The organism is Haloflavibacter putidus (genome assembly GCF_006546625.1).
In the GTDB taxonomy this organism is placed as follows: domain Bacteria; phylum Bacteroidota; class Bacteroidia; order Flavobacteriales; family Flavobacteriaceae; genus Mesonia; species Mesonia putida.
The window spans coordinates 178,581-204,919 of sequence record NZ_VIAR01000003.1 but is presented as its reverse complement, the minus strand read 5'-3'; the positions used below and the strand labels follow the sequence as shown (position 1 = coordinate 204,919).

26 protein-coding genes are annotated in these 26,339 nt (G+C 37.2%); 4 read left to right on the top strand and 22 right to left on the bottom strand.

What is annotated here, in order from left to right; all coding sequences use genetic code 11:
- Positions 1-41: 41 nt before the first annotated feature.
- Positions 42-488 carry a ferritin-like domain-containing protein gene (locus FKR84_RS04480; protein WP_141421023.1) on the bottom strand — a complete coding sequence of 149 codons (447 nt, stop codon included), beginning with the start codon at positions 486-488 and terminating at the stop codon, positions 42-44.
- A gap of 125 nt (positions 489-613) precedes the next feature.
- On the opposite strand from FKR84_RS04480, the gene FKR84_RS04475 reads away from it, so the two are divergent.
- On the top strand, positions 614-1,528 hold the full coding sequence (locus FKR84_RS04475; RefSeq protein WP_141421022.1) for a tetratricopeptide repeat protein: 915 nt from the start codon (positions 614-616) through the stop codon (positions 1,526-1,528).
- 58 nt (positions 1,529-1,586) lie between these two features.
- Here FKR84_RS04475 and FKR84_RS04470 read toward each other — a convergent pair whose 3' ends face one another.
- The 6 genes from FKR84_RS04470 to FKR84_RS04445 form a co-directional block, all read right to left on the bottom strand.
- Positions 1,587-2,456 carry a mechanosensitive ion channel family protein gene (locus FKR84_RS04470; protein ID WP_141421020.1) on the bottom strand — a complete coding sequence of 290 codons (870 nt, stop codon included), beginning with the start codon at positions 2,454-2,456 and terminating at the stop codon, positions 1,587-1,589.
- 427 nt (positions 2,457-2,883) lie between these two features.
- Positions 2,884-4,986, bottom strand: coding sequence for an alpha-ketoacid dehydrogenase subunit alpha/beta (locus FKR84_RS04465; protein ID WP_141421019.1), 2,103 nt, complete (start codon positions 4,984-4,986; stop codon positions 2,884-2,886).
- 180 nt (positions 4,987-5,166) lie between these two features.
- The gene (locus tag FKR84_RS04460) at positions 5,167-5,439 is read right to left on the bottom strand and encodes a GIY-YIG nuclease family protein (RefSeq protein WP_317129103.1); all 273 of its coding nucleotides are present in this window, start codon (positions 5,437-5,439) and stop codon (positions 5,167-5,169) included.
- A gap of 247 nt (positions 5,440-5,686) precedes the next feature.
- Positions 5,687-7,003: a dihydrolipoamide acetyltransferase family protein gene (locus tag FKR84_RS04455; protein WP_141421017.1), complete on the bottom strand. Its 1,317-nt coding sequence runs from the start codon at positions 7,001-7,003 to the stop codon at positions 5,687-5,689.
- 106 nt (positions 7,004-7,109) lie between these two features.
- Positions 7,110-7,667 carry a TetR/AcrR family transcriptional regulator gene (locus tag FKR84_RS04450; protein ID WP_141421016.1) on the bottom strand — a complete coding sequence of 186 codons (558 nt, stop codon included), beginning with the start codon at positions 7,665-7,667 and terminating at the stop codon, positions 7,110-7,112.
- A 23-nt stretch (positions 7,668-7,690) separates the two neighbouring features.
- Positions 7,691-7,894: a phenylacetate--CoA ligase gene (locus FKR84_RS04445; RefSeq protein ID WP_141421014.1), complete on the bottom strand. Its 204-nt coding sequence runs from the start codon at positions 7,892-7,894 to the stop codon at positions 7,691-7,693.
- Positions 7,895-8,170: 276 nt separating this feature from the next.
- Here FKR84_RS04445 and FKR84_RS04440 point away from each other — a divergent pair, with 276 nt between their 5' ends.
- Positions 8,171-10,357 (top strand): S46 family peptidase, encoded by a 2,187-nt coding sequence (locus FKR84_RS04440; protein WP_141421208.1) that lies wholly within the window; start codon positions 8,171-8,173, stop codon positions 10,355-10,357.
- Positions 10,358-10,503: 146 nt separating this feature from the next.
- The gene (locus FKR84_RS04435) at positions 10,504-11,070 is read left to right on the top strand and encodes a GNAT family N-acetyltransferase (RefSeq protein WP_141421013.1); all 567 of its coding nucleotides are present in this window, start codon (positions 10,504-10,506) and stop codon (positions 11,068-11,070) included.
- Here the strand turns inward: FKR84_RS04435 and FKR84_RS04430 are convergent.
- Both FKR84_RS04430 and FKR84_RS04425 read right to left on the bottom strand, forming a co-directional pair.
- Complete coding sequence (locus FKR84_RS04430; RefSeq protein ID WP_141421011.1) at positions 11,067-11,666, bottom strand: acyltransferase; 600 nt, start codon at positions 11,664-11,666, stop codon at positions 11,067-11,069. The genes FKR84_RS04435 and FKR84_RS04430 overlap by 4 nt on opposite strands.
- Before the next feature lie 128 nt (positions 11,667-11,794).
- A complete protein-coding gene (locus FKR84_RS04425) occupies positions 11,795-12,550 on the bottom strand; it encodes an enoyl-CoA hydratase/isomerase family protein (RefSeq protein WP_141421009.1) in 756 nt (251 codons plus the stop codon).
- 221 nt (positions 12,551-12,771) lie between these two features.
- On the opposite strand from FKR84_RS04425, the gene FKR84_RS04420 reads away from it, so the two are divergent.
- Positions 12,772-14,913, top strand: coding sequence for a S46 family peptidase (locus FKR84_RS04420; protein WP_141421007.1), 2,142 nt, complete (start codon positions 12,772-12,774; stop codon positions 14,911-14,913).
- 123 nt (positions 14,914-15,036) lie between these two features.
- Here the strand turns inward: FKR84_RS04420 and paaZ are convergent, their stop codons facing one another.
- The 13 genes from paaZ to paaA all read right to left on the bottom strand — a co-directional run bounded on the left by paaZ (position 15,037) and on the right by paaA (position 26,315).
- Complete coding sequence (gene paaZ / locus FKR84_RS04415) at positions 15,037-17,574, bottom strand: phenylacetic acid degradation bifunctional protein PaaZ (RefSeq protein ID WP_141421005.1); 2,538 nt, start codon at positions 17,572-17,574, stop codon at positions 15,037-15,039.
- Between the two features lie 98 nt (positions 17,575-17,672).
- Positions 17,673-18,005, bottom strand: a complete 333-nt coding sequence (locus tag FKR84_RS04410) for a type II toxin-antitoxin system PemK/MazF family toxin (RefSeq protein ID WP_141421004.1) — start codon at positions 18,003-18,005, stop codon at positions 17,673-17,675.
- On the bottom strand, positions 18,002-18,247 hold the full coding sequence (locus FKR84_RS04405; RefSeq protein ID WP_141421002.1) for a CopG family transcriptional regulator: 246 nt from the start codon (positions 18,245-18,247) through the stop codon (positions 18,002-18,004). The genes FKR84_RS04410 and FKR84_RS04405 overlap by 4 nt, the downstream gene beginning before the upstream one ends.
- Positions 18,248-18,505: 258 nt before the next feature.
- Entirely contained in the window at positions 18,506-19,717 is a 1,212-nt protein-coding gene (gene pcaF / locus FKR84_RS04400; protein WP_141421001.1) for a 3-oxoadipyl-CoA thiolase, read from the bottom strand.
- 268 nt (positions 19,718-19,985) lie between these two features.
- Positions 19,986-20,420: a hotdog fold thioesterase gene (locus FKR84_RS04395; RefSeq protein WP_141420999.1), complete on the bottom strand. Its 435-nt coding sequence runs from the start codon at positions 20,418-20,420 to the stop codon at positions 19,986-19,988.
- On the bottom strand, positions 20,410-20,736 hold the full coding sequence (locus FKR84_RS04390) for a four helix bundle protein (protein ID WP_233357663.1): 327 nt from the start codon (positions 20,734-20,736) through the stop codon (positions 20,410-20,412). Before FKR84_RS04390 ends, FKR84_RS04395 begins: the two co-directional genes overlap by 11 nt.
- A gap of 90 nt (positions 20,737-20,826) precedes the next feature.
- Complete coding sequence (locus FKR84_RS04385) at positions 20,827-21,999, bottom strand: 3-hydroxyacyl-CoA dehydrogenase NAD-binding domain-containing protein (protein ID WP_141420997.1); 1,173 nt, start codon at positions 21,997-21,999, stop codon at positions 20,827-20,829.
- Between the two features lie 91 nt (positions 22,000-22,090).
- Positions 22,091-22,456: a four helix bundle protein gene (locus tag FKR84_RS04380; protein ID WP_141420995.1), complete on the bottom strand. Its 366-nt coding sequence runs from the start codon at positions 22,454-22,456 to the stop codon at positions 22,091-22,093.
- An 81-nt stretch (positions 22,457-22,537) separates the two neighbouring features.
- Complete coding sequence (locus tag FKR84_RS04375) at positions 22,538-23,320, bottom strand: enoyl-CoA hydratase-related protein (RefSeq protein ID WP_141420993.1); 783 nt, start codon at positions 23,318-23,320, stop codon at positions 22,538-22,540.
- 35 nt (positions 23,321-23,355) lie between these two features.
- On the bottom strand, positions 23,356-23,856 hold the full coding sequence (paaD, locus tag FKR84_RS04370) for a 1,2-phenylacetyl-CoA epoxidase subunit PaaD (RefSeq protein ID WP_141420991.1): 501 nt from the start codon (positions 23,854-23,856) through the stop codon (positions 23,356-23,358).
- Between the two features lie 123 nt (positions 23,857-23,979).
- On the bottom strand, positions 23,980-24,735 hold the full coding sequence (gene paaC, locus FKR84_RS04365; protein ID WP_141420989.1) for a 1,2-phenylacetyl-CoA epoxidase subunit PaaC: 756 nt from the start codon (positions 24,733-24,735) through the stop codon (positions 23,980-23,982).
- Positions 24,736-24,849: 114 nt separating this feature from the next.
- A complete protein-coding gene (paaB, locus tag FKR84_RS04360) occupies positions 24,850-25,194 on the bottom strand; it encodes a 1,2-phenylacetyl-CoA epoxidase subunit PaaB (RefSeq protein WP_141420988.1) in 345 nt (114 codons plus the stop codon).
- Positions 25,195-25,358: 164 nt separating this feature from the next.
- Entirely contained in the window at positions 25,359-26,315 is a 957-nt protein-coding gene (gene paaA / locus FKR84_RS04355) for a 1,2-phenylacetyl-CoA epoxidase subunit PaaA (protein WP_141420986.1), read from the bottom strand.
- Positions 26,316-26,339: the final 24 nt, after the last annotated feature.

Sequence of the window (26,339 nt, the reverse complement as noted above, 5' to 3'; positions counted from 1 at the left end):
GGTGTTTGCCCGACCTTTTTGGTTTTATAAGTTATTTTGTTTTAGGAAATAACTTCCCAGTTTTTAGCACTTTGGTAAGCCTGCTCAATTTTTTGGCGTTGCTCTTGCAATAAAGATTTTGTACTTGGCGGCAAATCTTTATCGGCTAAAATATCGTCATAATCTTCTATGGCAGCTTTTTCACCACGTTGCACTTCTTCCATAACGGTTTCGTTCTCGTTACCAGAAACTGCAGTTTTTACATCCATCCAAGTTCTGTGCAAACTTCCGGTAGCGCTTCCGCCTTTATCGGGTTTTTCATCAAAAGCTTTAATTTCTTCTTTTATTTTATGTCCAAAATCATAGCGTTGTTTTGCTTGCTCTTCTAAAAAGTTTTTCATTTTGGCGTTTTTTACATTAGATGCCGCTTCTTTATAGCCTTTCTCTGCATCATAAGTTTTTTCTAACAACTGATTTAGATTAGAGGCAACTTCTTTTTTAAATTCCATAGCTTTAATTTTAAGGTTAAATTAATTTTTTAACTAATTTAGCGCATACAATTCATTTTAGAAACACAATTAACATCGTCTTATTATCCAATTAACGTAGATTAACGAAATTCTTTTTTATTTATATGATTCTTAAGAAAATATCCACTGTTGTTTCGTCTTTTTTTGTACGAAAAAACCTGTTTCTATCACTTGGTTTTTTGTTTTGCTTATTGGCATTGGTATCTTGTGAAAGCAAAATCACAGCTGGTGTAAATTCAGCAAAGAAAAATTCCGTAAAGGAAAATATTACAGCAACGTCCATTTCCGTAAAGGAAAAACAGGAAAAAATTATTCAAGAATATTTATACGATTGCGCCCACAACTATAATTACCGGTACGGAATGTATAAATACCAAAAATGCATAGACAAAGGTTTGGCAAAAGACTCTACCATTGCCTATTTATGGCAGCAGAAAGCTATGCCACTTTTTAAAGCGCGCAAATATGAGGCAGGAATGGTGTTCTTAGATAAAGCCGTAAAATATGACGAAAAGAAATGGCTGTCTTATCGAGGATTTATAAAATGTATTTTTGCAAAAACCTACCGCAGCGCAATTAAAGATTTTGAGCGAATAAAAGAATTGGAAGGCAACTCTTTTGTGATGGACCATACTTACAACTTTCATATAGCTTTGTCTTATTTGCAGTTAAATGAATTTAAAAAAGCAGAAAAAATCTTTAAACAAGATATAAAAGAACAAGTAGCCCAATGGGGCGAAGATGGTTACCACCATTTAGATTTATTTTATTACGGAATTTCTTTGTTTGAGCAGCAAAAATGGGAAGAAGCCATCGTTCAATTCGAAAAATCTTTAGAAAAATACCCGAATTTTTCTGAGCCTATGTTATACAAAGCATTATCTATGATGCAATTAGACACGTATACAGAAAAAGAGCTTGAGATAATTTTCGAGAAATTAAAAAAGAGCAAAGAAGCCGGCAATACCATTAACGAAGATAACGCGGTGTACGAAAAATATCCGTATCAAGTTGGCTAAAAATCCTGAAAGGCGACTTACTTTACTTATTGTTTTAGCAAAGAGGAGAAGAATTAATTTATTTCTTCTCAACCGAATTTTCGTCTGTCTTACGCATTGATTCTTGGTTTAGCTGCGGTTGGTACAAAGTGCGTTTTGGTACAGGTATTTCTATACCATTTTCGTCTAAGGCTTTTTTTACTGCCTGTAATTGTTCCCAATAAACCGGGTAATAATTTTCTGATCTTACCCAACATCTTGCAACAAACTTTAGCTCATATTCGCCAATTTGATCTAACCAAGCATCTGGTTCCGGCTCATTTATAATATGCGGATGTTTATTTAAAGTTTCTACAATAAGCTTACGAATGTACTCGACATCTACATCATAATTAAATTTTAAATTTAGGTCCACCCTTCGGTAAGGCTCCATGGTTCTATTATCTACATCGCTATTTGAAACATTACCGTTAGGCATGGTAACTATGAGTCCGTCGTAGGTTTTAACCCGCGTATAGAGAATATCTATTTTTTCTACAAAGCCCAAAACGTTGTTTACTTTAATCAAATCGCCAACTTTAAAGGGTTTAAAAACCAAAATTAAAACCCCACCCGCAAAATTGGCCAAACTACCTTGTAAAGCCAAGCCAATAGCAATACCAACCGCACCAAAAATTGCTAAAAAAGAAGAAGCTTTTATACCCAAGATAGAACCAACCAAAAAGATGAGCAAACCCCATAAAACAAAGATAGAAAGACTCTCTACGAAAGTTTTTAAAGACAGTTCTATCTTAGATTTTTTAAGTATTCGCTTAAACAATTGCATAACAATTTTGATACAGAAAACACCAATAATCAATATTATAATTGCGTAAAAAGCGCGTGGCCCAATCTCTACTAAAAAGTCTAAAAAGGTATCTTTTACTTGAACCCAGAAGTTCTTGTCCATATTAAAACCTATCTTTTTTTTATAATTTTACAATATACCGTAAATAACGCGAAACCAACTTAAAACCAGCATTTTTATAGCCGCTTTAACCAGCGTACAAAATTTTACATAATTATTTTTAAACAATTCTATAAACAAGGCGGTTATCTGGGCGTTTCCCCTCCCCTTTTAAAATTGGGGAGGGGTCGGGCTTTCCGCTTTTACGCTTCGGTTCGCTACCGCTCCCTGCAGGGTAACCGCTGCAATCCCTAACGCGGCGGTTAATAAACACACAAATTCGATATAAACTATTGATTGCTATTCCGTTTATATTGCTAAAAGTAAATTTCAAAGAATATAAAGTGTAGTAGCAACTATTTCTAAAAAAACAAAAAACCAATCCGCAGCAACAGATTGGTTTTTTTTTATAAAAGTATCAATTGAAATATTAATAATCCACCAACTCCTTTATCTTCTTCTTTACTTTCTCCGTTGAAGGAATCATGGTTTCTTCTAAAGTGGAGTTTAACGGAATTGCTGGCATATTCTCTGAACCAATTGTCATTACCGGAGCGTCCAATGATTTAAAGCATTCTTCCTGAATTTTACCCGATAAAGCTCTTGCAAAGGTATTATCTGAAGGTTCTTCGGTTACAACCAAACATTTGCCGCATTTCTTTACGGATTTCATAATGGTTTCCTCATCTAGAGGATGCAAGGTTCGTAAATCTACTACTTCTATTTGATCTTGCATATTTAATTCCGCGGAAGCGTTCATCGCCCAATGCACGCCCATTCCGTAGGTAATAATACTAAGGGTTTCTTTGTCTTCTTGCTTCCAGATTTCTTGTAAAACCCAAGCTTTACCAAACGGCAATACATAATCTTCGCTAGGTTCTACAGAGGTTGCACCTTTAGTTCCGGGCACTTTACTCCAATATAAACCTTTGTGTTCAAAAATTACTACCGGATTAGGGTCGTAATAAGCGGCTTTCATCAAACCTTTTAAATCGGCTCCATTGCTCGGGTACGCAATTTTGAGTCCGCGAATGTTGCTCACCACACTTTCTACGGAAGAAGAATGATAAGGTCCGCCACTGCCATAAGCGCCAATTGGAACACGTAATACCATAGAAACCGGCCATTTGCCGTTAGATAAATAACAGCTTCTGCTAACTTCTGTAAATAACTGATTGAGTCCCGGCCAGATATAATCTGCAAATTGTACCTCAACAATGGGTTTTAATCCTACCGCCGAGATCCCAACGGTGGACCCCACTATAAAGGCTTCTTGAATTGGTGTATTAAACACGCGATTGTCTCCAAATTTTTGTGCCAAAGTAGCCGCTTCTCTAAACACACCGCCCAATCTTCCGCCAACATCTTGGCCGTACAACAAGCATTCTTTGTGTTTTTTCATCAGTTCTTCAATGGCAAACAACGCACAATCTACCATCACCACTTTTTCGGCGCCTTCGGGAGAGCGTTCTCCTTTTTCTTCGGTAATCGGCGTTGGTGCAAAATCATGCGTAAATAAATCTTCTGGTTTCGGGTTCTCTGCAGCTAAAGCTTCTTGGTAGTGTTCTTTTACTTTTACGCGCGCCAAGGCTTCAATCGCTTCCAACTCATCTTCCGTAAAATTATTTTTAGATAAATAGTCTTTCATTTTCGGAAACGGATCGCGGGTTTTCGCTTCCTCTAAATCATCGCGATAAAATTCCATTCGCACGCCGGAAGTATGGTGATTCAATAACGGGACTTTAGCGTGAATCAACATTGGTCTTCTTTCTTTACGGATGGTTTTCAACGCATTTTGAACCGTGGTATAACTTTCTTCAAAATTGGTTCCGTCTATAGAAACGGCTTCTAAACCTTTAAATCCTTGTGCATATTCTGCCGCATTTTGGGCGCGAGTTTCGGCTTCGTTAGCAGAAATATCCCAGCCGTTATCTTGCACCACATATAAAATAGGTAATTTTTTAAGCGCAGCCATTTGAAAAGCTTCTGCTATTTCCCCTTCGGTAACACTGGCGTCTCCTAACGAACAAACCACAACTGGTTTCTCGCCATTCACCAAAGCTTCTTCTTGCCCCATTTCTTTATAAAACGCGTATTTTTCATCTTCCGTAAATAAATCGCCTCCTTCGCGGTAATGAAACCCTAAAGCAACGCCTGTAGCCGGAATGGCTTGCATTCCCGTAGCAGAACTCTGGTGCGGAATCTTAGGTTTATCGGCATCTTTTAGACTGGGATGCGAATAATAGGTGCGCCCACCAGAAAACGGATCTTCTTTTTTGGCCAAAACTTGCAACATGAGATCTTTAGGTTGCATCCCGATAGACAGTAAAATCGAGTCGTCCCGATAATAGGGAAAAACATAATCTTGCGGAAATAACTGCATTCCCACCGCCATTTGAATCACTTCGTGCCCACGCGAAGTAGCGTGTACATATTTAGAAACCGTTTTAAAATTTTCTTCATATAACTCTGTTAAAGCCTTCGCGGTACAAAGGTTGGAGAATGCTTTTTTTAGTATATCTTTTTTTATCATTTTTTATTTTTTTAGAATCACGAAACATGACGTTTTGTGTTTTTCTTCTCAATCTCGCTAAGTCGTAACTTTTATAATTTATTGATAATCGTATAATTTAAATTTTTATTTAGCTGAGAATCGAAGTAATATAGTTTAAATTGACTATTAGTTTGTCATTCTGGGCTTGACCCAGAATCTCTACTCTACATTCCAATTGCTTGCTAAATCCTCCCATTCCTTATTTTTTTCTTCTATCAATTCAATTTTCCATTGTCTTTTCCAATTCTTCAATTGTTTCTCTCTCTTGAGAGCTTCTCCTATCTGGGAGAATTCTTGATAAAAAACTAATTTCTTTAAGTTATATTTTTTTGTAAATCCTTCAATCAATTTATTCTTATGCTCAAAAATTCTTCTTTCTATATTTCCTGTAACTCCAACATAAAGAGTTCCTTTTACTTTATTGGTTAAGATATATACATAACTATTGATGAATTCCTTTTAACAGCATTATAAATTAGATACTGAATCAATACCGCCTATCGGACGGCATCGTTCAGTATGACAAAAAGATCTATATCTGTAATTTTTTTAAATTATGTCTTCGCATCAAATTTTATTTAGTCCTGTTTCCAAAAGTCCTGTTTCAAACTTTCGTGTTTCAATTCGTCATGTTTCAAACCGTCTTGTCTCAAAACCTCCTGTTTCAAAATGTCCTGCATCAAATCGTCCGCTTTTCATTAAAATCTTCAAAATAATCTGCTACTCTTCTTAAAAAACTTCCGCCAAGAAAACCGTCTACCACGCGGTGATCAAAAGAAAGTGATAAATACATCATACTTCTAATTTCAATTTTATCACCATCTTCATATTCCATCACCTCAGCACGTTTCTTGATGATTCCTGTTGCCAAAATAGCTACTTCCGGCTGATTGATAATTGGCGTTCCCATTAAACTTCCAAACGTGCCCACGTTAGAAATTGTAAACGTACTTCCGCTGGTTTCTTCGTGTTTAAGCTTGTTGTTTCTGGCTTTTTCGGCAAGCGCATTTACTTCCGCAGCAATCGTTTTTAAATCTTTTTTATCGGCGTCTTTTACTACGGGAACAATTAAATTTCCGCTGGGTAAGGCTGTTGCCATCCCAATATTTATGTGTTCTTTTTTAATGATGTTTTTGCCATCTACACTCACATTAATCATCGGGAAGTCTTTTACTGCTTTGGCTACAGCTTCTACAAAAAGTGGCGTAAATGTGAGTTTTTCGCCATATTTATCTTGAAAAGTCTTTTTATTTGCATTGCGCCAATTTACCATTTCGGTTAAATCTGCTTCTACATAAGCGGTAACGTGTGGTGAAGTGTGTTTGGAATACACCATATGATCGGCAATCATTTGGCGCATGCGATCCATTTCTATGATTTCTCCTTTGCCTTTGTCCAATTTTAAATCGGGAACTTGAAAACCATTTGTTTCTGGCGTGGCCTGCGCAAATTGTGCCGGCCTGCCTTCTTCTATATATTTATAAACATCGCTTTTTCGTAAACGACCTTCGTGCCCCGTTGCCGGAATTCGCGCCAGCTCTTCATAACCAATATGATAATCTATCGCAATATTTTGAATAAGCGGCGAGATGTAAGTATTTTGATTTTTGTTTACGGTATAACTTTGCGAAGTTGAAGATGATTTCGAAGTAGAGCTTGAAACTGGTTTCTTTTCAGGTGGTTTGGGCTTTGTAGATTTTGGAGTTGCTTTTTTCGCTTCCGCGGAAGCGTTATCTGCTTTAACCGATTGATCACTGGAAGCTTCGATATTTGCAATTACTTGCCCTACTTGCACTACTTCATCTGCTTGGGCAATTATTTTAATGATTTTTCCATTTACCGGGGCGGGCACTTCAGAATCTACTTTATCTGTAGCAACTTCCAGGATGATCTGGTCTTTTTCTATGCTATCTCCTTCGCTAACCAACCAATTTATGATGGTTCCTTTGGAAATACTTTCTCCCATTTTGGGAAGTTTAAATTCTATTGTAGACATAAATAAACTTATGTAATCGTTATAATTCGTGTGCTAACAAAAATAGTATTTTCGACCTATATTCCCATGAAAATGCAAGCTTTTCCCAAATATTGCAAGAGTACACTTAAAAAATACCGTTAAATAGCAAATTGAGTACGGTTTCTTTATATTCTTCCAAATTTATTTCGACTGGTTTTTTGTAGAGTTCCGGGTTGTAAATCCATCTTAAGGAAGATAAAATATGCTGTAATTGCAAGACTGGATTTATATTTTTTAAACACCCGCTTTCTATACCGTCTTCTATAATTTTTTGAAATTTATTTTGGTAATCGTTCCGTAAAGTTAAAAAAGTTTGTTTTTGCTCTTCTTCCAGCTCTTTCCAATCGTGCAGAATAAGATGTACGCTTTGTCTGTGCTCAAAAGCAATTTCTAAATGCGCTTCTATTATTTGTTTTAGTTTTTGTTTAGACGCAATTTTCTTTACAGAAATAGCATCTATAGCAACGTTAAATTTTTCGGCTACAGCTAAAAGCAATACCTGTAAAATTTCCTGCTTGTTTTTAATATGGTTGTACAAACTGGCAGCCTCAGTACCTGCAACCGTGGCAATATCTTTTACAAGAAGTTGCTTTATAGCCTTTTTCGTTAAAAAGTTTAGCCGCCACTTGCAAAATTTCTTCACGACGTTTATTATGTTTTTTTGGTTTAGGCATGGCGTAAATCTTTTATGCGTTGTGTTTTGCCTACGTTACTTTTTTTAATGCTGTTGTAAGCTTTTAATTGTATTTCTATAGAGTTTATATCTTTGAGATGTCCGCCGTGCAAATCGAATTGTCTTTTGTAAAATGAGACTGTTTTATAAATGCGATTCACCAATTTTACTAAGCGCTCACTTTGTAATTTTCGCAACTTTTCTAGTGGTAGGGTTCTATGTCTTTTTGATACATAAAGTACTTTTTTATTAAAAACTAACAAACAGTAGTTAGTGTAAATATGTTATTGTATTCAAAATTAGTCCGAATTGTGGTGTTTTAACATTTAAACCTCACTACGTTGCGCGCTATAATTAATATCTAAGTAAAATTTAAACGGGTAAACCTGCTAACAAAAACCAACAAAATTTAGTATTTTGCAGGCTAAAAGATTTTTCCCTATTCTGATTTAATTTTTAATTACAATACCATGATGAAACTTATTAAATTATTTATTCTCCTTCTCGCTTTCCCAATGTGTGCGCAACAAGGCGGCATGTGGATTCCCTCCCTTTTAGAAGGAATGAACGAAACCGAAATGCAAAATTTGGGCATGAAAATGAGCGCTGCAGATATTTACAGCGTTAACCAAAGTAGCTTAAAAGATGCCGTGCCGCATTTTAACGGCGGTTGCACCTCTGAGGTAATTTCGCCGAAAGGCTTATTATTAACCAATCACCACTGCGGTTACAGCCAGATACAATCGCACTCTACCGTAGAAAACGATTATTTGACTGATGGATTTTGGGCCAAAAACCTCGACGAAGAATTGGCCAACCCGGGAATGACGGTAACTTTTATAGTAGAAATTTCTGATGTTACAAAAAAAGTATTAGAAGGAACAGAAAACGCTTCTTCAGAAGAAGAACGCCAACAAATAATTGCACAAAACAAACAAAAAGTAGTAAACAATTCTCCCAAAGAAGAATGGCAAACCAATCGTGTTAGCACATTTTACGACGGCAACCAATTTATGTTATTTCGCGTAGAGACTTTTAAAGACATAAGATTGGTAGGCGCGCCGCCTTCTTCTATAGGTAAATATGGTTCTGACACAGATAACTGGATGTGGCCAAGACACACCGGCGATTTTTCTTTGTTTAGAATTTATGCAGATAAAAATAATCGTCCTGCAGAGTATAGCGAAGACAACGTGCCATACACGCCAAAACATTATTTACCGGTAAGTTTAGACGGCGTTGCCGAAGATGATTTTACTTTGGTTTTCGGGTTTCCGGGGACTACAGATGAGTATTTGCCGGCCGTTGCCATCGAGCAATTGGTAGAAACCATAAACCCGGCAAGAATTGGTCTGCGCGAAGTCGCTCTAAAAGAGCAAGATGTTTTTATGCGTAAAGACCAAGAAATAAAAATAAAATATGCTTCCAAATATGCAAGCATTGCCAATTACCACAAAAAATGGATTGGCGAAAGTCAAGGTCTTACCAACACCAATGTGGTAGGCATTAAAAAAGACCAGGAAAAAGAGTTTATGCAGCAAGTAAAAGCTAAAGGTTTACAAGATAAGTACGGACATATTTTAAAGGATTTTGATAAGGCTTACGCCGAATTTAAAGATTATGACTTGGCTTACAATCTGTTTTCTGAAGCTTTCTTACGTAATGTAGAACTCTTGCGAAACGGTTTTCAACTATACCAATTAGAACAAGTTTTAGATAACCGCGGCGAACAATCTTTTACCGACAGAAAAGAGAGTTTACTCAATCGTTTTGAATCTGGATACAAAGATTATAGCGCAAAAGTAGATGAAAAGGTTTTTGAAAAAGTAATTGAATTTTATGCTGAAAATATGCCAGAAGAATTTTTAGCAAACGGACTTCAGCAAAAAGACAAAGAACAATTAACCGAGAAAATTTATAACAATTCTGCCCTGACAACTTATGCAGATGTTGAAGAATTGATGCAAGGTTCTCCGCAAGAAATTGTTTCTAAATTAAATGAAGATCCGGGTTATGCTTTTGTAAAAAAACAAGCAGAGAAGTTTTATAGTGCTGTATTGCCAACCTACCAGAGCAAAAGAATGGAAATTGATGCTTTGCAAAAAGAATATATGAAAGCCATTGTAGAGTTAAGCTCAAAAAGCGATAGAATTTTTCCAAATGCCAACGGTACTTTGCGTGTAACTTATGGTCAAGTAAAAGGTTACAGTCCTAAAGACGCGGTTTATTACGAACCGGTAACCCATCTGGAAGGCGTGATGCAAAAATATGTAGAAGACGATTATGAGTTTGACGTACCGCAAAAATTAATTGATTTGTACGAAAACAAAGATTACGGCCAATATGCCGAAAATGGTAAACTACCGGTAAACTTTATTGGCACCAACCATACTACTGGCGGAAACTCCGGCAGTCCGGTAATTGACGCCCACGGAAACCTAATTGGTTTAAATTTTGACCGTGTTTGGGAAGGCACAATGAGCGATTATTATTACGACCCAATAATTTCTAGAAACATAATGGTAGATGCACGTTACATCTTATTTATCATAGATAAATATGCAAACGCAACCCATTTGATAGACGAAATGAAATTGGTTCATCCCAAAAAAAATGCAACCAATAAAAAGAAGAAAAACAAACGAAATAAAAGAAAGTAGCACTTTCTAAATTTCAACAAAAAAACCGATGTCGTGCTTGGCATCGGTTTTTTTATGGTCTAAATTACGAACAGTCAGAACGGAGAGAAATTACTAAAAAGATAGTATCTTGTCTGTTTTATTTCTGTATAAAATCTTTAATTATTATGCAATTAGAAATCATACCTGCTAAAAAAGAGCATGCTTCAGCTTCCGCGGAATTGATATTACACGCTATGGAAGATTTAATTTATTTTTATATCGGAGAAGAAAATAAAGAAAAAGCTATAGAATTTTTGCAACAACAGTTTTTGCTAGAAGATAGTCTGTATAGTTATTATAATACATTAGTTGCCATTTCTGATAAGAAAATTGTTGGTATTCTTATTGCTTATGACGCTAAGTACCATTTGCCACTTCAGCAAAAATTGCAACTATTTTTAAAGGAAAATTATGCTTTTGACGGCAATCTAAATCCAGAAACAAAAGCCGGAGAGTTTTATTTAGACGCATTGAGTGTAGATCCCGCCTATCGCGGAAAGAAAATTGGGAGTCAACTTATACAATTTGCTGAAAAAATTGCTTTAGAAAACAAACATTCTCATATAGGATTATTAGTAGACTTAGAAAACCCAAAAGCAAAATGTTTGTACGAGCGCATCGGGTTTCAAGCTGTAAACAAAGTACGTTTAGGAAAGCATTCTTACGAGCATTTACAAAAGAAACTCGATTAATCGCTTTTTTTCATCTCTTGTAAGGTCTGGTAAAAATTTTCTTGTTTAGGTCGGTTTTTAGGAATTTCCCGAAGCGGCTCCACTTCTTCCAAACCTTCGTGACAATCTGCCGGCAGACGTTGATACAATTTGGTTCCGGCAGTTTTCCAAGCAATCATTTCATCTGAAACTTTTTTAATCACTTTTGCCGGGTTGCCAACCACCAGACTGCGTTTTTCTATTTTGGTTTCAGCTTTTACAAAAGCCATCGCGCCCACGATGCTTTCATCACCAATTTGGGCATCATCCATAATTACCGCATTCATCCCTATAAGACAGTTTTCGCCTAAATTAGCACCGTGAATAATTGCGCCGTGCCCGACGTGCGCTCCTTTTTTTAGCGTTATGCTTTTCCCCGGAAACATATGTACCGTACAATTTTCTTGCACGTTTACGCCGTCTTCCAAAACAATTTCGCCCCAGTCGCCACGAATTGCGGCACCCGGACCTATATAACAATCTTTTCCAATAATAACATTACCGGTTACCGCAGCAAGTGGATGCACAAAGCTGCTTTCGTGAATTACGGGGATGTGGTTTTTAAATTTGTAGATCATGTTTTAGTATATTAGGGATTAGAGATTGGGAACTAGAGATTGTGGATTATAAAGCAAAAAGCTCCTTCCCTTTCAAAGGGAAGGTGGCATTGCAAAGTAATGACGGTAGGGTTTTTGCCATCTACTTTTTACTTATACTTCTCCAATTTATCTTTCGTAAAATCAGATAAAACTAATCTTCCACTAATTTTTGCGCGTTCGTTTAAAAGCTCGTCCCAATCTTCGGTTCCGCGCCAGAACATTTGTTTCATTTCTTTAACGGCTTCCGGATTGTAAGCACATAAATTTTGCGCTAATTCTGCTACTGCTTCTTCCAACTCTTCTGCAGATTCGTAAACATTGGCATACAAGCCTTTTTGCTTGGCCCATTCTGGCGAATAAAAAGAATTGGCATCTATAGCAATTTGAGACATCCCGCTGGTTCCTATTTTACGCTCTACTGCCGGTCCAACTACAAAAGGCCCGATACCTAAATTCAATTCACTCAATTTAATTGCCGAAAATTTAGTGGCCATACAATAATCTACCGCAGAGGCGACTCCTACTCCGCCGCCAACAGCTTTTCCTTGTACTTGACCAATAATAAATTTAGGACATTTGCGCATTGCGTTAATTACATTGGCAAAGCCCATAAAAAATTTCTCGCCGTCTTTTTCGTTTTCAATATTGATTAATTCCGTAAAGCTTGCCCCGGCACAAAAAGTGCGGTCGCCACCAGATTTTAAGACAATTACTAAAACCTCATCATTTTGTCCTATTTCTGTAATGGTATCTGCCAATTCTGCCAAGATTTTTCCCGGTAACGAATTATGAGCAGGATGAAAAAATTCTACGGTCGCAATTTTATTCTTTATATTTTTCTTTACGTATGCTTGTTCACTCATAGTATTGTGTTTTGCTTCAAAAATAATCATTGTATAATGTATTGCCACAAATAGAAGTCTAAAAAATACTTAAAAACCAAAAACAAACTGTCTCTAAACTTAGTGGTATAAAAAATTCCGCATAAAGCGTTAAACTTTTGAGCATGGAAAGGGTCTTACTTACGTAAAGAAGTATCTTTGTGATACAACTTAAAATCATTTTATAACCAATACATAATTCCATGAAAAAAATACTTTTATGTTTACTCTTGGCTACATTCTTTTTACCCGTAAGGGCAAATGAAGGAATGTGGTTTTTAATGCATATTGAGCGTTTAAATTACGTAGATATGCAAAAAATGGGGCTTCAACTTACGCCCGAAGAAATTTACAGTATCAACAACCAAAGCTTAAAAGATGCTATCGTACAATTTGGCGGTGGTTGTACTGCAGAAATCATTTCCAACAAAGGTTTGGTGCTTACCAACCATCACTGTGGTTACGGTAATATTGCTGAACTTTCTACAGAAGAAAACGATTACCTCAACAACGGGTTTTGGGCAAAAAATTATGAAGAAGAGTTAAAACCGGAGAATCTTTCGGTGCGCTTCTTTGTGCGAATGGACGATGTTTCGGAACGTATGCTGGCGCAAGTAAACGGCCAAATGACAGAAGACGAACGCGAAGCCGCTTTAAATAAAGAGATGGCAAAAATTCAAAAAGAAAACAGCGAAGATGGAAAATACACCGTTTCCGTAAAGTCTTTTTACAGCGGTAATGAGTTTTACTACTTTGTTTACCAAGATTATAACGATGTACGTTTGGTAGGAACTCCGCCAAAAGACATTGGGAAATTTGGTGGCGATACAGATAACTGGGAGTGGCCGCGCCATACCGGAGATTTTTCTTTATTTAGAGTGTATGCAGATAAAGACGGAAATCCCGCTGAGTATTCTGAAGACAACGTACCATTAGAACCAAAATATCACTTACCAACTAGCATTAAAGGTTTTGAAGAAAACGATTTTGCTATGATTTTGGGTTACCCCGGAAGAACCAATCGTTGGATGCCTGCTGCAGGAATTGAGCAAAATGTAGAGTACGCATATCCTGCTTGGGTAGAAGCTTCTAAAACATCTATGGATGTGATGAAGAAATATATGGATGAAAAACCACAAGTGAATTTAGATTACGCTTCCAGCTATGCCCGTATTGCCAATTATTGGAAAAACAGACAAGGAATGATAGATGCGCTAAAACAGCATAAAACTGCCAAAACCAAGCGTAAAGCAGAGAAAAAATTCCAAAAATGGGCTAAAAAGCAAGAAAGTGACAAGTACGAAGAGGTAATGCCTATTATTAACAAGTATTATAAAAAGACCAACGAAAGTAGTCGTCATCGTAATTATTTAAGTCTTTTATTGCGTACGCGAATGGCTACAATTCCATACCGTTTAGGAAAAACTATGGAATATTACCTTACGCAGAACGAGGCGAAACAAGCAGAGATGTTACCTAAATTAGAGAATGAAATCGAGAAATTATACGATGGTTTGTATCTCCCTTTAGAAAAAGATGTACTGGCTTCTCAATTACATTTGTACTCTGAAAAAGCAAAAGATATTGCCCCTAAAGTAAAAGAAATTGCTGATAAAAGCGATAATGATGTAGAAGCTTGGCAAAAATATATAGACCAAGCAATAGAAAACAGCATTTTTAAATCTGAAGAGAGCTTTAGAGCATTTTTAAACAACCCGAATATAGAAGAGCTTGACAACGACCCTATGTACGCCTTATCTACAGATTTGTTAATGCATTATAGAGCAGAAACCGACGAGGAAAAAGAGTGGCAAGACAAATACCAAAAAGCTTTTAGGTTGATGATTCAAGGAATGCGAGAGCAAAACCCAGACAAAAAATATTATCCGGATGCCAACAGCACTTTGCGTTTAACTTACGGAAAAGTAATTGCCTTACCTGAAGATGAAAGTAACGATGCTAAGAAAAACTATTATACTACTTTAAAGGGAACAGTTGCCAAATACCAACCGGGAGACGAAGAGTTTGATATGCCGCAAAAGTTAATCGATTTATACGAGAAAAAAGATTTTGGCCAGTATGCCGATGAAGATGGTTATTTGCCGGTAAACTTTTTAACTGATAATGATATTACCGGCGGAAATTCTGGCTCGCCAGTTTTAAACGGAAACGGAGAATTAATTGGTTTGGCCTTTGACGGAAACATTGAAGCCATGGCCGGCGATGTTATTTTTGACGATGAATTGCAACGCACCATTAGTGTAGATATTAGATACGTATTGTTTTTAATAGACAAATATGCCGGAGCAACACATCTTATTGATGAGTTGACTTTAGTGAAGTAAACTAGCAAACGTAGTTTACTGAAATAATAAAGCCATCTAATTGAGGAAGATTTGTCATCCTGAACTTGATTCAGGATCTTTCTCTTAGTTAGACGGCTTTATCTATTGTTCTATCTACACTTCTTACAACATACCAAACTGCTCAAAATGATGGTTAAGGTGTTTACGCTCTAACAACTCCCATTCGTATTTGGTTAACTCTCCAAACACGGCATTTTTGGTAATAGCATCCGGGTTTTCTTTAAAGAACTCAATATATTCTTCTCGAGCTTCCTGCAGTTTTTTCTTTGCTTCTTCCAAGTTTTCATGTTTCAATTCTGGGAGTTTTCCTTCTTCGTATAACGGGAAATTATAATTCTTGGGCATCTTTTCATAATTCCATAAAGTAGAACGGGTATCATCTAAATATTTCTCTGGCGTAGCAATTTCAAAATCCTGGATTTCGCCCGAAGCAATTCGGTAACTTGCTTCTAAGTGTTCTACCAAATCTTGGGGTTTCATTTCGCCCCATTGTGGTTTTGTGTCTTCGTTTAATTTCGCTAAAGCGGAATTGATAACATCTTCGTTAATTTCCGTAAAGGTATTTTGCTTCTTTTGCACCATCGTCAAAATGGTGGCAATAGCAACTAAACTCTCTTTTTCTTCTGCTTCGTCTTTCGGTAGTTTTCCGTCGGTTACGTTGGTGTCAAAAACCTCTACAAACCATTTTACGATTCCGCTGGGTAATTCTCTTCCTTTTTGTTCGCGATCTATTTTCTCTTTACAAGTTAATCGCACGTGAATCGTGTCGTTATGATACAACGGGCGCAAAAAACGAATTTCTTCTAAACCATAATTTGCCGCTACCGGACCTTTATTAGGATATACAAATAATCCCGCTGCTGCGGAAATAATAAAGTATCCGTGTGCGGTTCTCTTCTCAAAAATACTACCGTCTAAGGAAGTAATATCTGTATGGGCATAAAAATGATCCCAAGTAAGATTACCGAAGTTTACAATATCTGTATCGGTTAAAGTTCTGTTATGCGTTTTTAACGACATACCGGGCTGAATGTCTTCCCAATGGTATGCAAACGGATGTTTTTCTGCCTCTTTATATTTGGAATTGGCTTGATAAATACCGGTAATTTCTGTTAAGGTAGTTGGCGAACCTTGAATGGCACAACGCTGCATGTAGTGCTTTACGCCGCGTTTACCGCCCATTTCTTCGCCGCCGCCGGCTCTTCCGGGACCGCCGTGCACCAACATTGGCAATGGCGAACCGTGACCGGTACTCTGCTTGGCGCTTTCTCTGTTAATTACCAAAATTCTACCGTGGTGCGTAGCTGCTTTTACCGTATAATCGCGGGCTATTTTATCATCGCCGGTAGCAATAGAACTTACCAAAGAACCTTTGCCCATTTTAGACAATTTTATAGCTTCGTCTAAATTTTTATACGGCATAATAGTACTCACCGGACCAAAAGCCTCTGTAGTGTGAACGACAAGATTTTCAAACGGATTATCTTCTCGCAATACAATAGGCGACATAAACGCACCTTTTTTGGTATCTGCTCCAATGGTTTTTATATTTTCTAAATCGCCATACACCAAACTAGCGGTTTTATTCATTTCTTGCACCCGCTCGCGTACTTCTTGTACTTGATCTTTGCTTACCAATGCCCCCATACGCACTTCTTTTAAACGCGGATCGCCAACAGTAACTTTTCCGAGCGACTTGCCCAAGGCAATTTGTACATCTTCTACCAAATTTTCCGGGACAATCACGCGCCGAATTGCGGTACATTTTTGACCACACTTGGAAGTCATTTCATTGCGGACTTCTTTAATGAATAAAGCAAATTCTGGCGTTCCTGGTTTTGCATCTTCCCCTAAAACAGAAGAATTTAAAGAATCTGCCTCCATATTAAACGGAACCGATTCTTCTAATAAGCGTTTATGCGATTTTAAAAGTCTTCCGGTATCTGCAGAGCCGGTAAACGTCACCACGTCTTGCGATTCTACCGTATCTAAAATAGAACGCGCAGAACCTGAAATAAGTTGTAAAGAACCTTCGGGTAAAATTCCCGAATTAATGATTTCGCGCACTACCGCTTCTGTTAAAAACGAAGTATTGGTGGCTGGTTTTACCACTGCAGGCATTCCGGCCATCCAGTTTACGGCACATTTTTCTAACATTCCCCAAACCGGAAAATTAAAAGCATTGATGTGTACCGCGACTCCTTCTTTTGGTACCAAAATATGATGCCCCATAAAACGACCGCCACGCGATAAATCTATAGGATCTCCTTCCACATCAAAAGGCTGGTTTGGGAAAATTTTCCGTAAAGAAGCATTGGCGAAGAGGTTTCCAAATCCGCCTTCAATATCTACCCAACTATCTGCTTTGGTGGCTCCGGTACGGTAGCTTACCTCGTAAAATTGTTTTTTCTTTTTTTGCAGGTAAAAGGCCAATTTTTTAAGCATTAATCCGCGTTCTTGGAATGTCATTTTCCGTAAAGCTTCTCCTTTTTTTCTACCATATTTTAGAGCTTGATCAAAATCAAGCCCTTTTGTATCACTTAACGCAATGGTTTCTCCGGTAACGGCATCTAGCATTGGTACGCCTTCGCCAGAACCTTCTACCCATTTTCCGTTAATATAACTTTGTAATTTTTGCATTTTTTATTTTTTTTAACTCTATTGTTCTCCCAATAGCCGTCTGTTAAATATATTTTATAATAAAGAACAAAACCCAATCTATAAAAAATAAAATGAATCTAATACTTTAAAATATCGTAAATTGTTTGCTTGATTTGACTTAGCTCCGGCATAGTAATATTACCTAATTTTCGTTTAAAACGATCTTTAGATAGAGACCGGATATGGAAAATCATTATTTCAGATTTTCGCTTCAAACCATTCTCCTGTGTCGCCTCCAAAACTGGATTTCCTTCAAAATTATGAATAGAACTAGTTAATGGACAAACAATCACTACACCCAAATTTTTATTTAAGGTATTCCCACTAACTACTACTGCTGGACGGTTCCCTCCTTGTTCATTGCCTCTTATTGGATCGAAATAAACCTGCCAGATTTCTCCTTGCTTCATTCTTTATCTAAATCTTGAAGCTGTTTAAAGTAATCTGCCATTCCTTCTTCTGCCATCGCCATCATATCTTTATCTTTTGCCGCCCTTCGGTAAGATTCAGCATATTTAGCCCTTTGAACTTCATCTAAAAAAATCTCCAAAGCTTTTTCTATAACTTTATTCTTGGGCATCTTTAATTCTTTGGCTGTTTTTGCCAATTCTTTTAATAAATGATCCGGTAGAGATGAGGTGAATGTTGCCATTTTATATTTATTTTTTGTAAATATAATTAATAAATATAAGTTCCACTAATCAGGTTATCAAAAACTTATATTCTCAAAAAGTGGATAATCTTATTTGTATTTTTTATTCAATTTTTAAAAATGTCTTTGTTTTTGCTTATCAAAACTTGTTTCCTTTTGCTTCTTAGATTGCTGCTTTCGTAGGAATGTTTTCAATAACTATGGCATAATTTTGCCTTACACCAACACATCCAGAATCGCTGCGCTCTCGGGATTTCGCTATAGCTCAGCATTTTCAATAACCGCAGCATAACCTTGCCCTACACCAACACACATGGTAACTAGAGCGTATTTTTTGCCGGTAAGTTGTAATTCTAAAGCAGCGGTATGAGCTAATCTTGCTCCGGTAACGCCGAGTGGATGCCCAATTGCAATGGCGCCACCATTAGGATTTAATCGCGGGTCGTCGTCTTTTAATCCCCAAGCTCTGATGCAAGCCAAGGCTTGTGCTGCAAAAGCTTCGTTCAATTCTATGATATCCATATCGTCCATGGTTAATCCCGCTTTTTCTAATGCTTTGTTAGAAGCTTCTACCGGACCAATTCCCATTATTCGTGGTTCTACGCCTACTACTGCAGAACTCAGGATTTTTGCCATTGGTTTCAAACCATACTTTTTTACAGCATTTTCTGATGCTACAATGGTTGCAGCGGCGCCATCGTTAAGTCCGGAGGCATTTCCTGCGGTTACGCTGCCGCCTTCTTTACGGAAAACAGGGCGTAATTTGGCCAAAATTTCTTTGGAAGTTTTAGGTTTTACAAACTCATCTTTATCAAAATGAATGGCCTCTTTTTTTCTTTGCGGAATTTCTACAGGCACTATTTCTTTGGCCAAACGACCGTTTTCTTGAGCTTTAGTAGCTTTCATCTGGCTCCAATACGCAAAAGCGTCTTGGTCTTCCCGTGAAATTTTATATTTATCTACCAAATTTTCTGCGGTAACGCCCATCCCATCGGTACCGTACATTTCGTGCATTTTTGGATTTACAAATCGCCAACCGAAACTGGTATCGTACATTTTAGCATCGTTACCATAAGCTGAAGATGGTTTAGCAATTGCGTAAGGCCCGCGCGTCATATGTTCTACCCCGCCGGAAATAAATACATCTCCGTCGCCCGTTTTTATAGCTCGATTGGCGTGAATAATAGCCGAAAGTCCGCTACTACAAAGTCTGTTCACGGTTTCTCCCGGAACGGAGTGTGGTAATCCTGCCAAAAGCGAACACATTCTGGCAACGTTTCTGTTATCTTCACCGGCTTGATTGGCGCAACCCATAATTACATCGGCGTAAGCGTTTTTAGGAATATTCGGGTTTCTTTTTACGATTTCTTTGATGACCAAAGCTCCTAAATCGTCTGTTCTTACGGGCGATAAAGTACCTTTGTAATTTCCTATTGGCGTTCTAATGCCGTCTATGATATATGCGTTCATAAGTATGCTTTAAATTTTCAATTATTTATTTTAAACGTAAAAGATATAGCTTTTTGATAACTACACTCTAATTTTTTTCTTTTACATTATAAATTTTCTAGTTTTTATTTTTTTTGCGCAAGGGATAGCAGCGGCATCCTTTTTTGCTTATGGGGTGTTTTCTACCAGACCGAAATTCTCTAGCAAAAAAGATATAGCGGATAGCCCGACCCCCAATAATCCCGATAACTATTCGGGATTATTGGGGGGTTGCACCCAAAGTATCCTTTTACTTCCAATCTACGCTTGTGCGATAAGTGACGCCTTTAAAAAGCGCAACTAATTGCTCTTGTTTTTTTACTTCTACAATATAGAAACCGAGTTTATTTTTCTGGCTTTTTACATCGGATTCTGCGGTAATTATATCGCCTTCTTCCAAAGCTTCTACGTGATTTATGGAAGTCTCTATAGAAACTGCTTTTTTGCCGTAAGTGTTGCAGGCAAAGCCAAAAGCGGTATCTGCCAAAGAATACGTGATGCCGCCGTGAGCTTTTTTCATGCTGTTGAGCATCTCTTTACGGATTTGCATCTGCACTTTACAATAACCTTCTTGTACCGCCACAATCTCTATCCCCAGCCATTGACTGAAAGCGTCGTTTTCCAGCATGTGACGCGGGATAGTTTGTGAGTTTTGTAGTTTTTGAGTTTTTGAGTTATCTTCCATTTATATTTTTCTTTAAGTACGACTTGTAAGCTGTGATCATTTTTGATAATTCGGTAATCAATTCTCTATTTTTCTCATTAGTTTCTTGAGAGAGAAAACCTCTTCTATAGGCTTTCGTGCTACAAACCACGCACTCGTGCGCACTATCCCAAGCCATTTGTAAATATCTATTGAAATTTGGTTTAGAGCTTGAAGAGCCTTCAGCGATATTAAGAGCAATTGAATCTGCCGCACGAATAAATTGGGAGGCCAATCGATAGGTTTCTTCTTTTGGAAAACTTTTTATCTGTCGATTTACAATATCTCCAAACTCCAAAGCTTTTTAGTACATCTTTAGTTCTTCAAACTTGAAATGATAATTACTTTGCATAATAAAATTTCACTCAAATACTCACAGACTCAAAAACTAAGAAACTTGAAAAGTTTCGTCATTTTTATCCATCTTCCTCATCAGCGGACTGCAACGATAGCGGTCTTCGTGGTATTCTTCGTATAAAGCGTCCATTTTTTTTACGCACCAATCTATTCCTTTTTCGTTGGCCCAAGCTAGTAAACCTTTTGGATAGTTTACGCCTTTGGTCATAGCCAAATCTATATCTTTTGCCGTGGCGATATTTAAGAAAAGTGCATCGGCAGCTTCGTTGATAAGCATTACTAGAATACGGTCTAGGATTTGGTTTGCTTTTTCTTTGCTGATTGACCCCTCGACTCCGCTCGGGCTGACAGGCTTCCCGTCTTTGTAATCGTAATATCCTTTTCCGGTTTTTCTTCCGAGATAACCTGCCTCGGAAAGGCGTTTTTGTGTGAAAGAAGGTTTGTAACGCGGGTCATAATAAAAGGCTGCAAAAACGGTTTCTGTAACCGTGTAATTTACATCGTTACCAATAAAATCCATCAGCTCAAATGGTCCCATTCTAAAGCCACCCAATTCTTTCATAGCTTGATCTATCTCGGCAAAACTGGCTTTTCCTTCTTCATAAATCCGTAAAGCTTCTCCATAAAATGGTCGCGCCACACGATTTACAATAAAACCAGGCGTGTCTTTGGCAAGTACGCCAACCTTTTTCCAATCGGTTATGATTTGAACTACTTTATTTTTTACTTCTTCTGAAGTTTGAACGGCAGGAATAATCTCTACCAACGGCATTAAAGGTGCGGGATTAAAGAAATGAATTCCTATTACGCGTTCCGGCTTCTTTAACGAAGCAGCGATAGAAGCAATGGAAAGGGAAGAAGTATTAGACGCGATAATCGCATCTTCTCTTTGATAGCTTTCTAACTCTTGAAAAACTTTTCTTTTAATATCTAAATTTTCTACGATAGCCTCTATTGTCAAATCGGCTTTAGCCAAATCTTTTAAAGCATTTACATAAGAAATATTGCCTTCTATTCGGTTTTTTTCTGTTTCGTCAATTCTTTCTTTTTCGATTAATCGAAACAAGATTTTTTCGAGTTTAGCTTTACTTTTATCTAAGGCTTCTTGTTTGGTATCGTAAAGCATTACTTGGCATCCGGCAGTTGCTGCTACTTGCGCAATTCCGCTCCCCATGGTTCCTGCTCCTATAATTCCTATTTTCATATGTTAGAATATTGAATACCGAATAATTAATACTGAATGATGAAATTTTAATTATTCGATAAATGAGATTTTTAAATTTTCTATTTTAATTTTATCTGTTTTTTTGTTCCGAAGTCTTAATACTGGTTACGAAGATGGCTATCAATTGATTATTTTCTTCCAATAATTCATCTACTTGTTTTATATTTTTAATGAGTTCCGCTTCTTTTTGAATTTTCAAATTCACTAAGGATTCACGCAGTTCTTTTAAACACAAACGCATTTTATGCAGAAAATCTTTCGGCGATTGAGCACTTTGAGCTTCACCATAGTTAAGGGCCGCAGAGGTCGTAGATCTTATTAATTGTTTTGAAAGATGTTGAGAAGCGAACGAGCCTTCCATTTTACCACAAGTAAGGATTACTTTAACAGAAAGATTAATTAAACGCTCTTCAATATCATATTTATAATTTGGCATTTTAATTTATGTAAAGTTTAATCCTTTTTCTCTTACACCTATTACTTGGCTATTCTTTATTGAATATTCAGTATTCGATATTTATTCTCCCTTAAACTCCGGTTTTCTCTTTTCTACAAAAGCGCTTACACCTTCTTTATAATCTGCTGTTGAAGCGGCTTCAATTTGAAATTTACTCTCTAAAGCTAATTGTTCGTCTAAATTATTGGTGAGCGATTGGTTTAAGGCTTCTTTGGTAAGCGCTAGTGCTTTTGTGGGCATTTTTGCCATTTTTTGTGCTAGCTTTACGCTTTCTTCCGTAAAGTTTTCTGCTGAAAAATATTTGTAAATCATTCCTAATCGCTCGGCTTCTTTAGCATCAATTTTATCGCCCAACATGGCTAAAGCCGAAGCTTTTTGAAAACCGATTAATCGTGGTAAGAAAAATGTACCGGCAGAATCCGGTATCAAACCAATTTTACTAAAGGCTTGAATAAAAGCGGCGCTTTCTGAAGCAACAACGATATCACAAGCCAAAGCTATATTTGCTCCAGCACCAGCTGCCACACCATTAACAGCAGCAATTATTGGTTTTGAAGTTTCACGAATTAATTTTATAACGGGATTGTAATGTTCTTCAAGAATGGCTTTAAAACCCGGATTTAAGTCTGGGTCTGTTACTTCTTTTAAATCTTGACCGGCGCAAAAAGCTTTTCCGTTTCCGGTAAGTAAAATAGCTCGAACCTCATCGTTTTCAGCTGCTTTCTTGAGAGCGTCTTGCAGCTCAAAAGCCATTTCTCTATTAAAACTGTTGAATACTTTTGGGCGGTTTAAACTTATTTTCGCCACTCGATCTTTTATTTCTACTTGTATATTTTTGCTCATATAATTCTATAAAAAGATTCCTGCCTGCGCAGGAATTAAATTAAACATTTAAAATAATCAAAAGGTTCTTGGCAATCATTACACTTAAATAACGCCTTGCAAGCGGTAGAGCCAAACTGACTTACCAGATGCGTGTTTTTGGAACCGCACTGCGGACATTTTACCAATTTTTCTTCGCCCAACAGAGCTTTTTTATCTGCTGAAGCATCCATGGGAGGTGCAATTCCATAATCTGCTAAAGCTTTTCTACCTTTTTCGGTAATCCAGTCTGTACTCCAAGCTGGTGCGAGAATTAAGTCTACTTTTGCTTGGTAACCGGCTTTTGTTAAAGCAGTTACTATATCGTCTCCAATCACATCCATCGCGGGACAACCGCTGTAGGTTGGGGTGATTTTTACAATTGCCTTTTTACCCTCTAATTTGGTTTCCCGAACCACGCCTAAATCTATTATAGATAAAACAGGAATCTCAGGATCTGGAACCTTTCGTAAAATTGGTTCTAATTCCTTATTGATATTTACTTTCTCTTCTATCATAATTAGTTTAACAATTTTTAATTTATCCTGAAGGTAAAGTTTAATTATTGTTCACCGCACTTAAAGTTTCTGCCTTCGCAGGAATTTGAGAGCGCCGGTTAAGATTCCTGCCTGCGCAGGAATTTACCACTTCATTCCGGGATACGTGCGCTGCATATACTGCATATCGCTTAAAATAAAACCCATATGCTCTGTATGAATTCCGTCTTTGCCGCCTTTTTGGAAGTATTTTAAATCTGGAACTTCTAAAGTAGCTTCTTCTAAAATCTCGGATACATTTTTGTAATACGTATCTTTTAATTGTTTTACATCTACGCCAACTCCAGCTTTAATCATTTCTTCATCTGCTTTTGTGGTATGGAATAATTCGTCTGTAAATCGCCATAAATCGTTAATGGCCATTTGCATTTTTCCTTTGCTTTCTTCTGTGCCGTCTCCCAAACGTTTTACCCAATCCGAAGAAAAACGCTTATGATAATTTACCTCTTTGATACTTTTTTTGGCGATTGCCACCAACGTATCATCTGTAGATTTTTGTAGCTCTGTCATTAACAGAATATGAAAATGATCAAACAAAAATTGTCGTCCAATTGTATAAGCAAAATTGGTATTAGGTTGCTCAACCAAAAGTACGTTCAGGTATTCGCGTTCCGTACGCAAAAAAGCCAAATCATCTTCAGTCACTTCTTTTTCTGAGATTTGTGCAGCATATTGAAAATAACTGCGTACTTGCCCAAACAAATCTAAAGAAATGTTGGTAAGCGCAATATCGGTTTCCAAAGTTGGTCCGTGTCCGGTTAATTCTCCCAGCCGTTGTCCCAAAATAAGCGAATTGTCGGCTATTCCGTAAAGGTATTTTATTAAAAAATCTTTATTCATTTTTTTCATTTTCAAACAGAAAAATTTAAAATGTAAAACGCTAAAGTTCAAAATTTGAATAGCGAAGACACTTTTAAATTTTACATTTATTATTCTTCATTTCAAATTTGTAATTTACATATGTTTTACCTCATCTGGCAAATCGTAAAATGTAGGATGACGATACACTTTATCTGCTGCCGGCTCGAATAACTCGCCGTTATGTTCTGGGTTAGAAGCGGTGATATTTTTAGACTCTACCACCCAAATGCTTACGCCTTCGCTTCTTCTTGTATAAACATCGCGGGCATTTTCTAAAGCCATATCTGCGTCTGCAGCGTGAAGACTTCCAAAATGACGATGTTCTAATCCGTTTTTACTACGGACAAATATTTCCCATAAGGGCCAATTTTTTTTTCCAGTTGTCTTCTTCGAAGAATCAGTAGCTGGTTTTTCTTTGTTTCCTTTATTATCTGTCATATTATATTTTTTGAAATTGAAAATAAAAAAGCGAGTAGCAAAATTCCAACCCATCATTTCTTGATGAGATATGCGCTAATAATTAGATTAATGAATAAATGTTTTACTATTTTATAAATAAGAATTAAACACTAACTACTTATTACTCAATACTCACTACTATTTTAGCCCGCTCTTTTTACTTTTTTATCGGCTTGTTTTTCGGCGTAAGCCATAGCTGCATCGCGCACCCATTCTCCGCCTTCCCAAGCGTCAACACGGGTTTGTAAGCGTTCTTTATTACACGGACCGTGGCCTTTTACTACTTGCCAAAATTCATCCCAGTTTATTTTACCAAAATCATAATGGCCGGTTTCTTCGTTCCACTTTAAATCTTCATCCGGAACTTTTATTCCTAAAATATCGGCTTGCGGAACAGTTTGATCTATAAATTGCTGACGCAATTCATCGTTGGTTTTTCGTTTCAATTTCCATTTCATCGATTGTTCGGTGTGCGTAGATTCATCATCTGTTGGACCAAACATCATCAAACTTGGCCACCACCAGCGGTTAAGCGCATCTTGTGCCATTTCTTTTTGCTCTGGCGTGCCTTTACAAAGCGTTAGCATAATTTCGTAACCTTGCCGCTGGTGGAAACTTTCTTCTTTACAAACACGTACCATTGCTCGGGCATACGGCCCAAAAGAAGTGCTACACAATGGCACTTGGTTAATAATTGCCGCGCCATCTACCAGCCAGCCAATAGCACCAATATCTGCCCAAGTAATGGTTGGATAATTAAAAATACTGGAATATTTTGCCTTGCCCGAATGTAATTGATCATACAATTCGTCTCTGGAGATTCCCAAAGTTTCTGTAGCGCTGTAAAGATAGAGTCCGTGACCGGCTTCATCTTGCACTTTAGCCAACAAAGCAACTTTTCGGCGTAAAGAAGGAGCTCGGGTAATCCAGTTTCCTTCTGGCAACATTCCTACAATTTCAGAATGTGCGTGTTGCGACATTTGTCTAATATGCGTTTTACGATACTTTTCCGGCATCCAATCTTTGGGTTCTATTTTCTCGTCCCGGGCAATTTTTGCCTCGAAAATTTCTTCTAAATTTTTAATTTCTTTCTCACTCATAATTCTTTTGTTTTCGTTCTACAA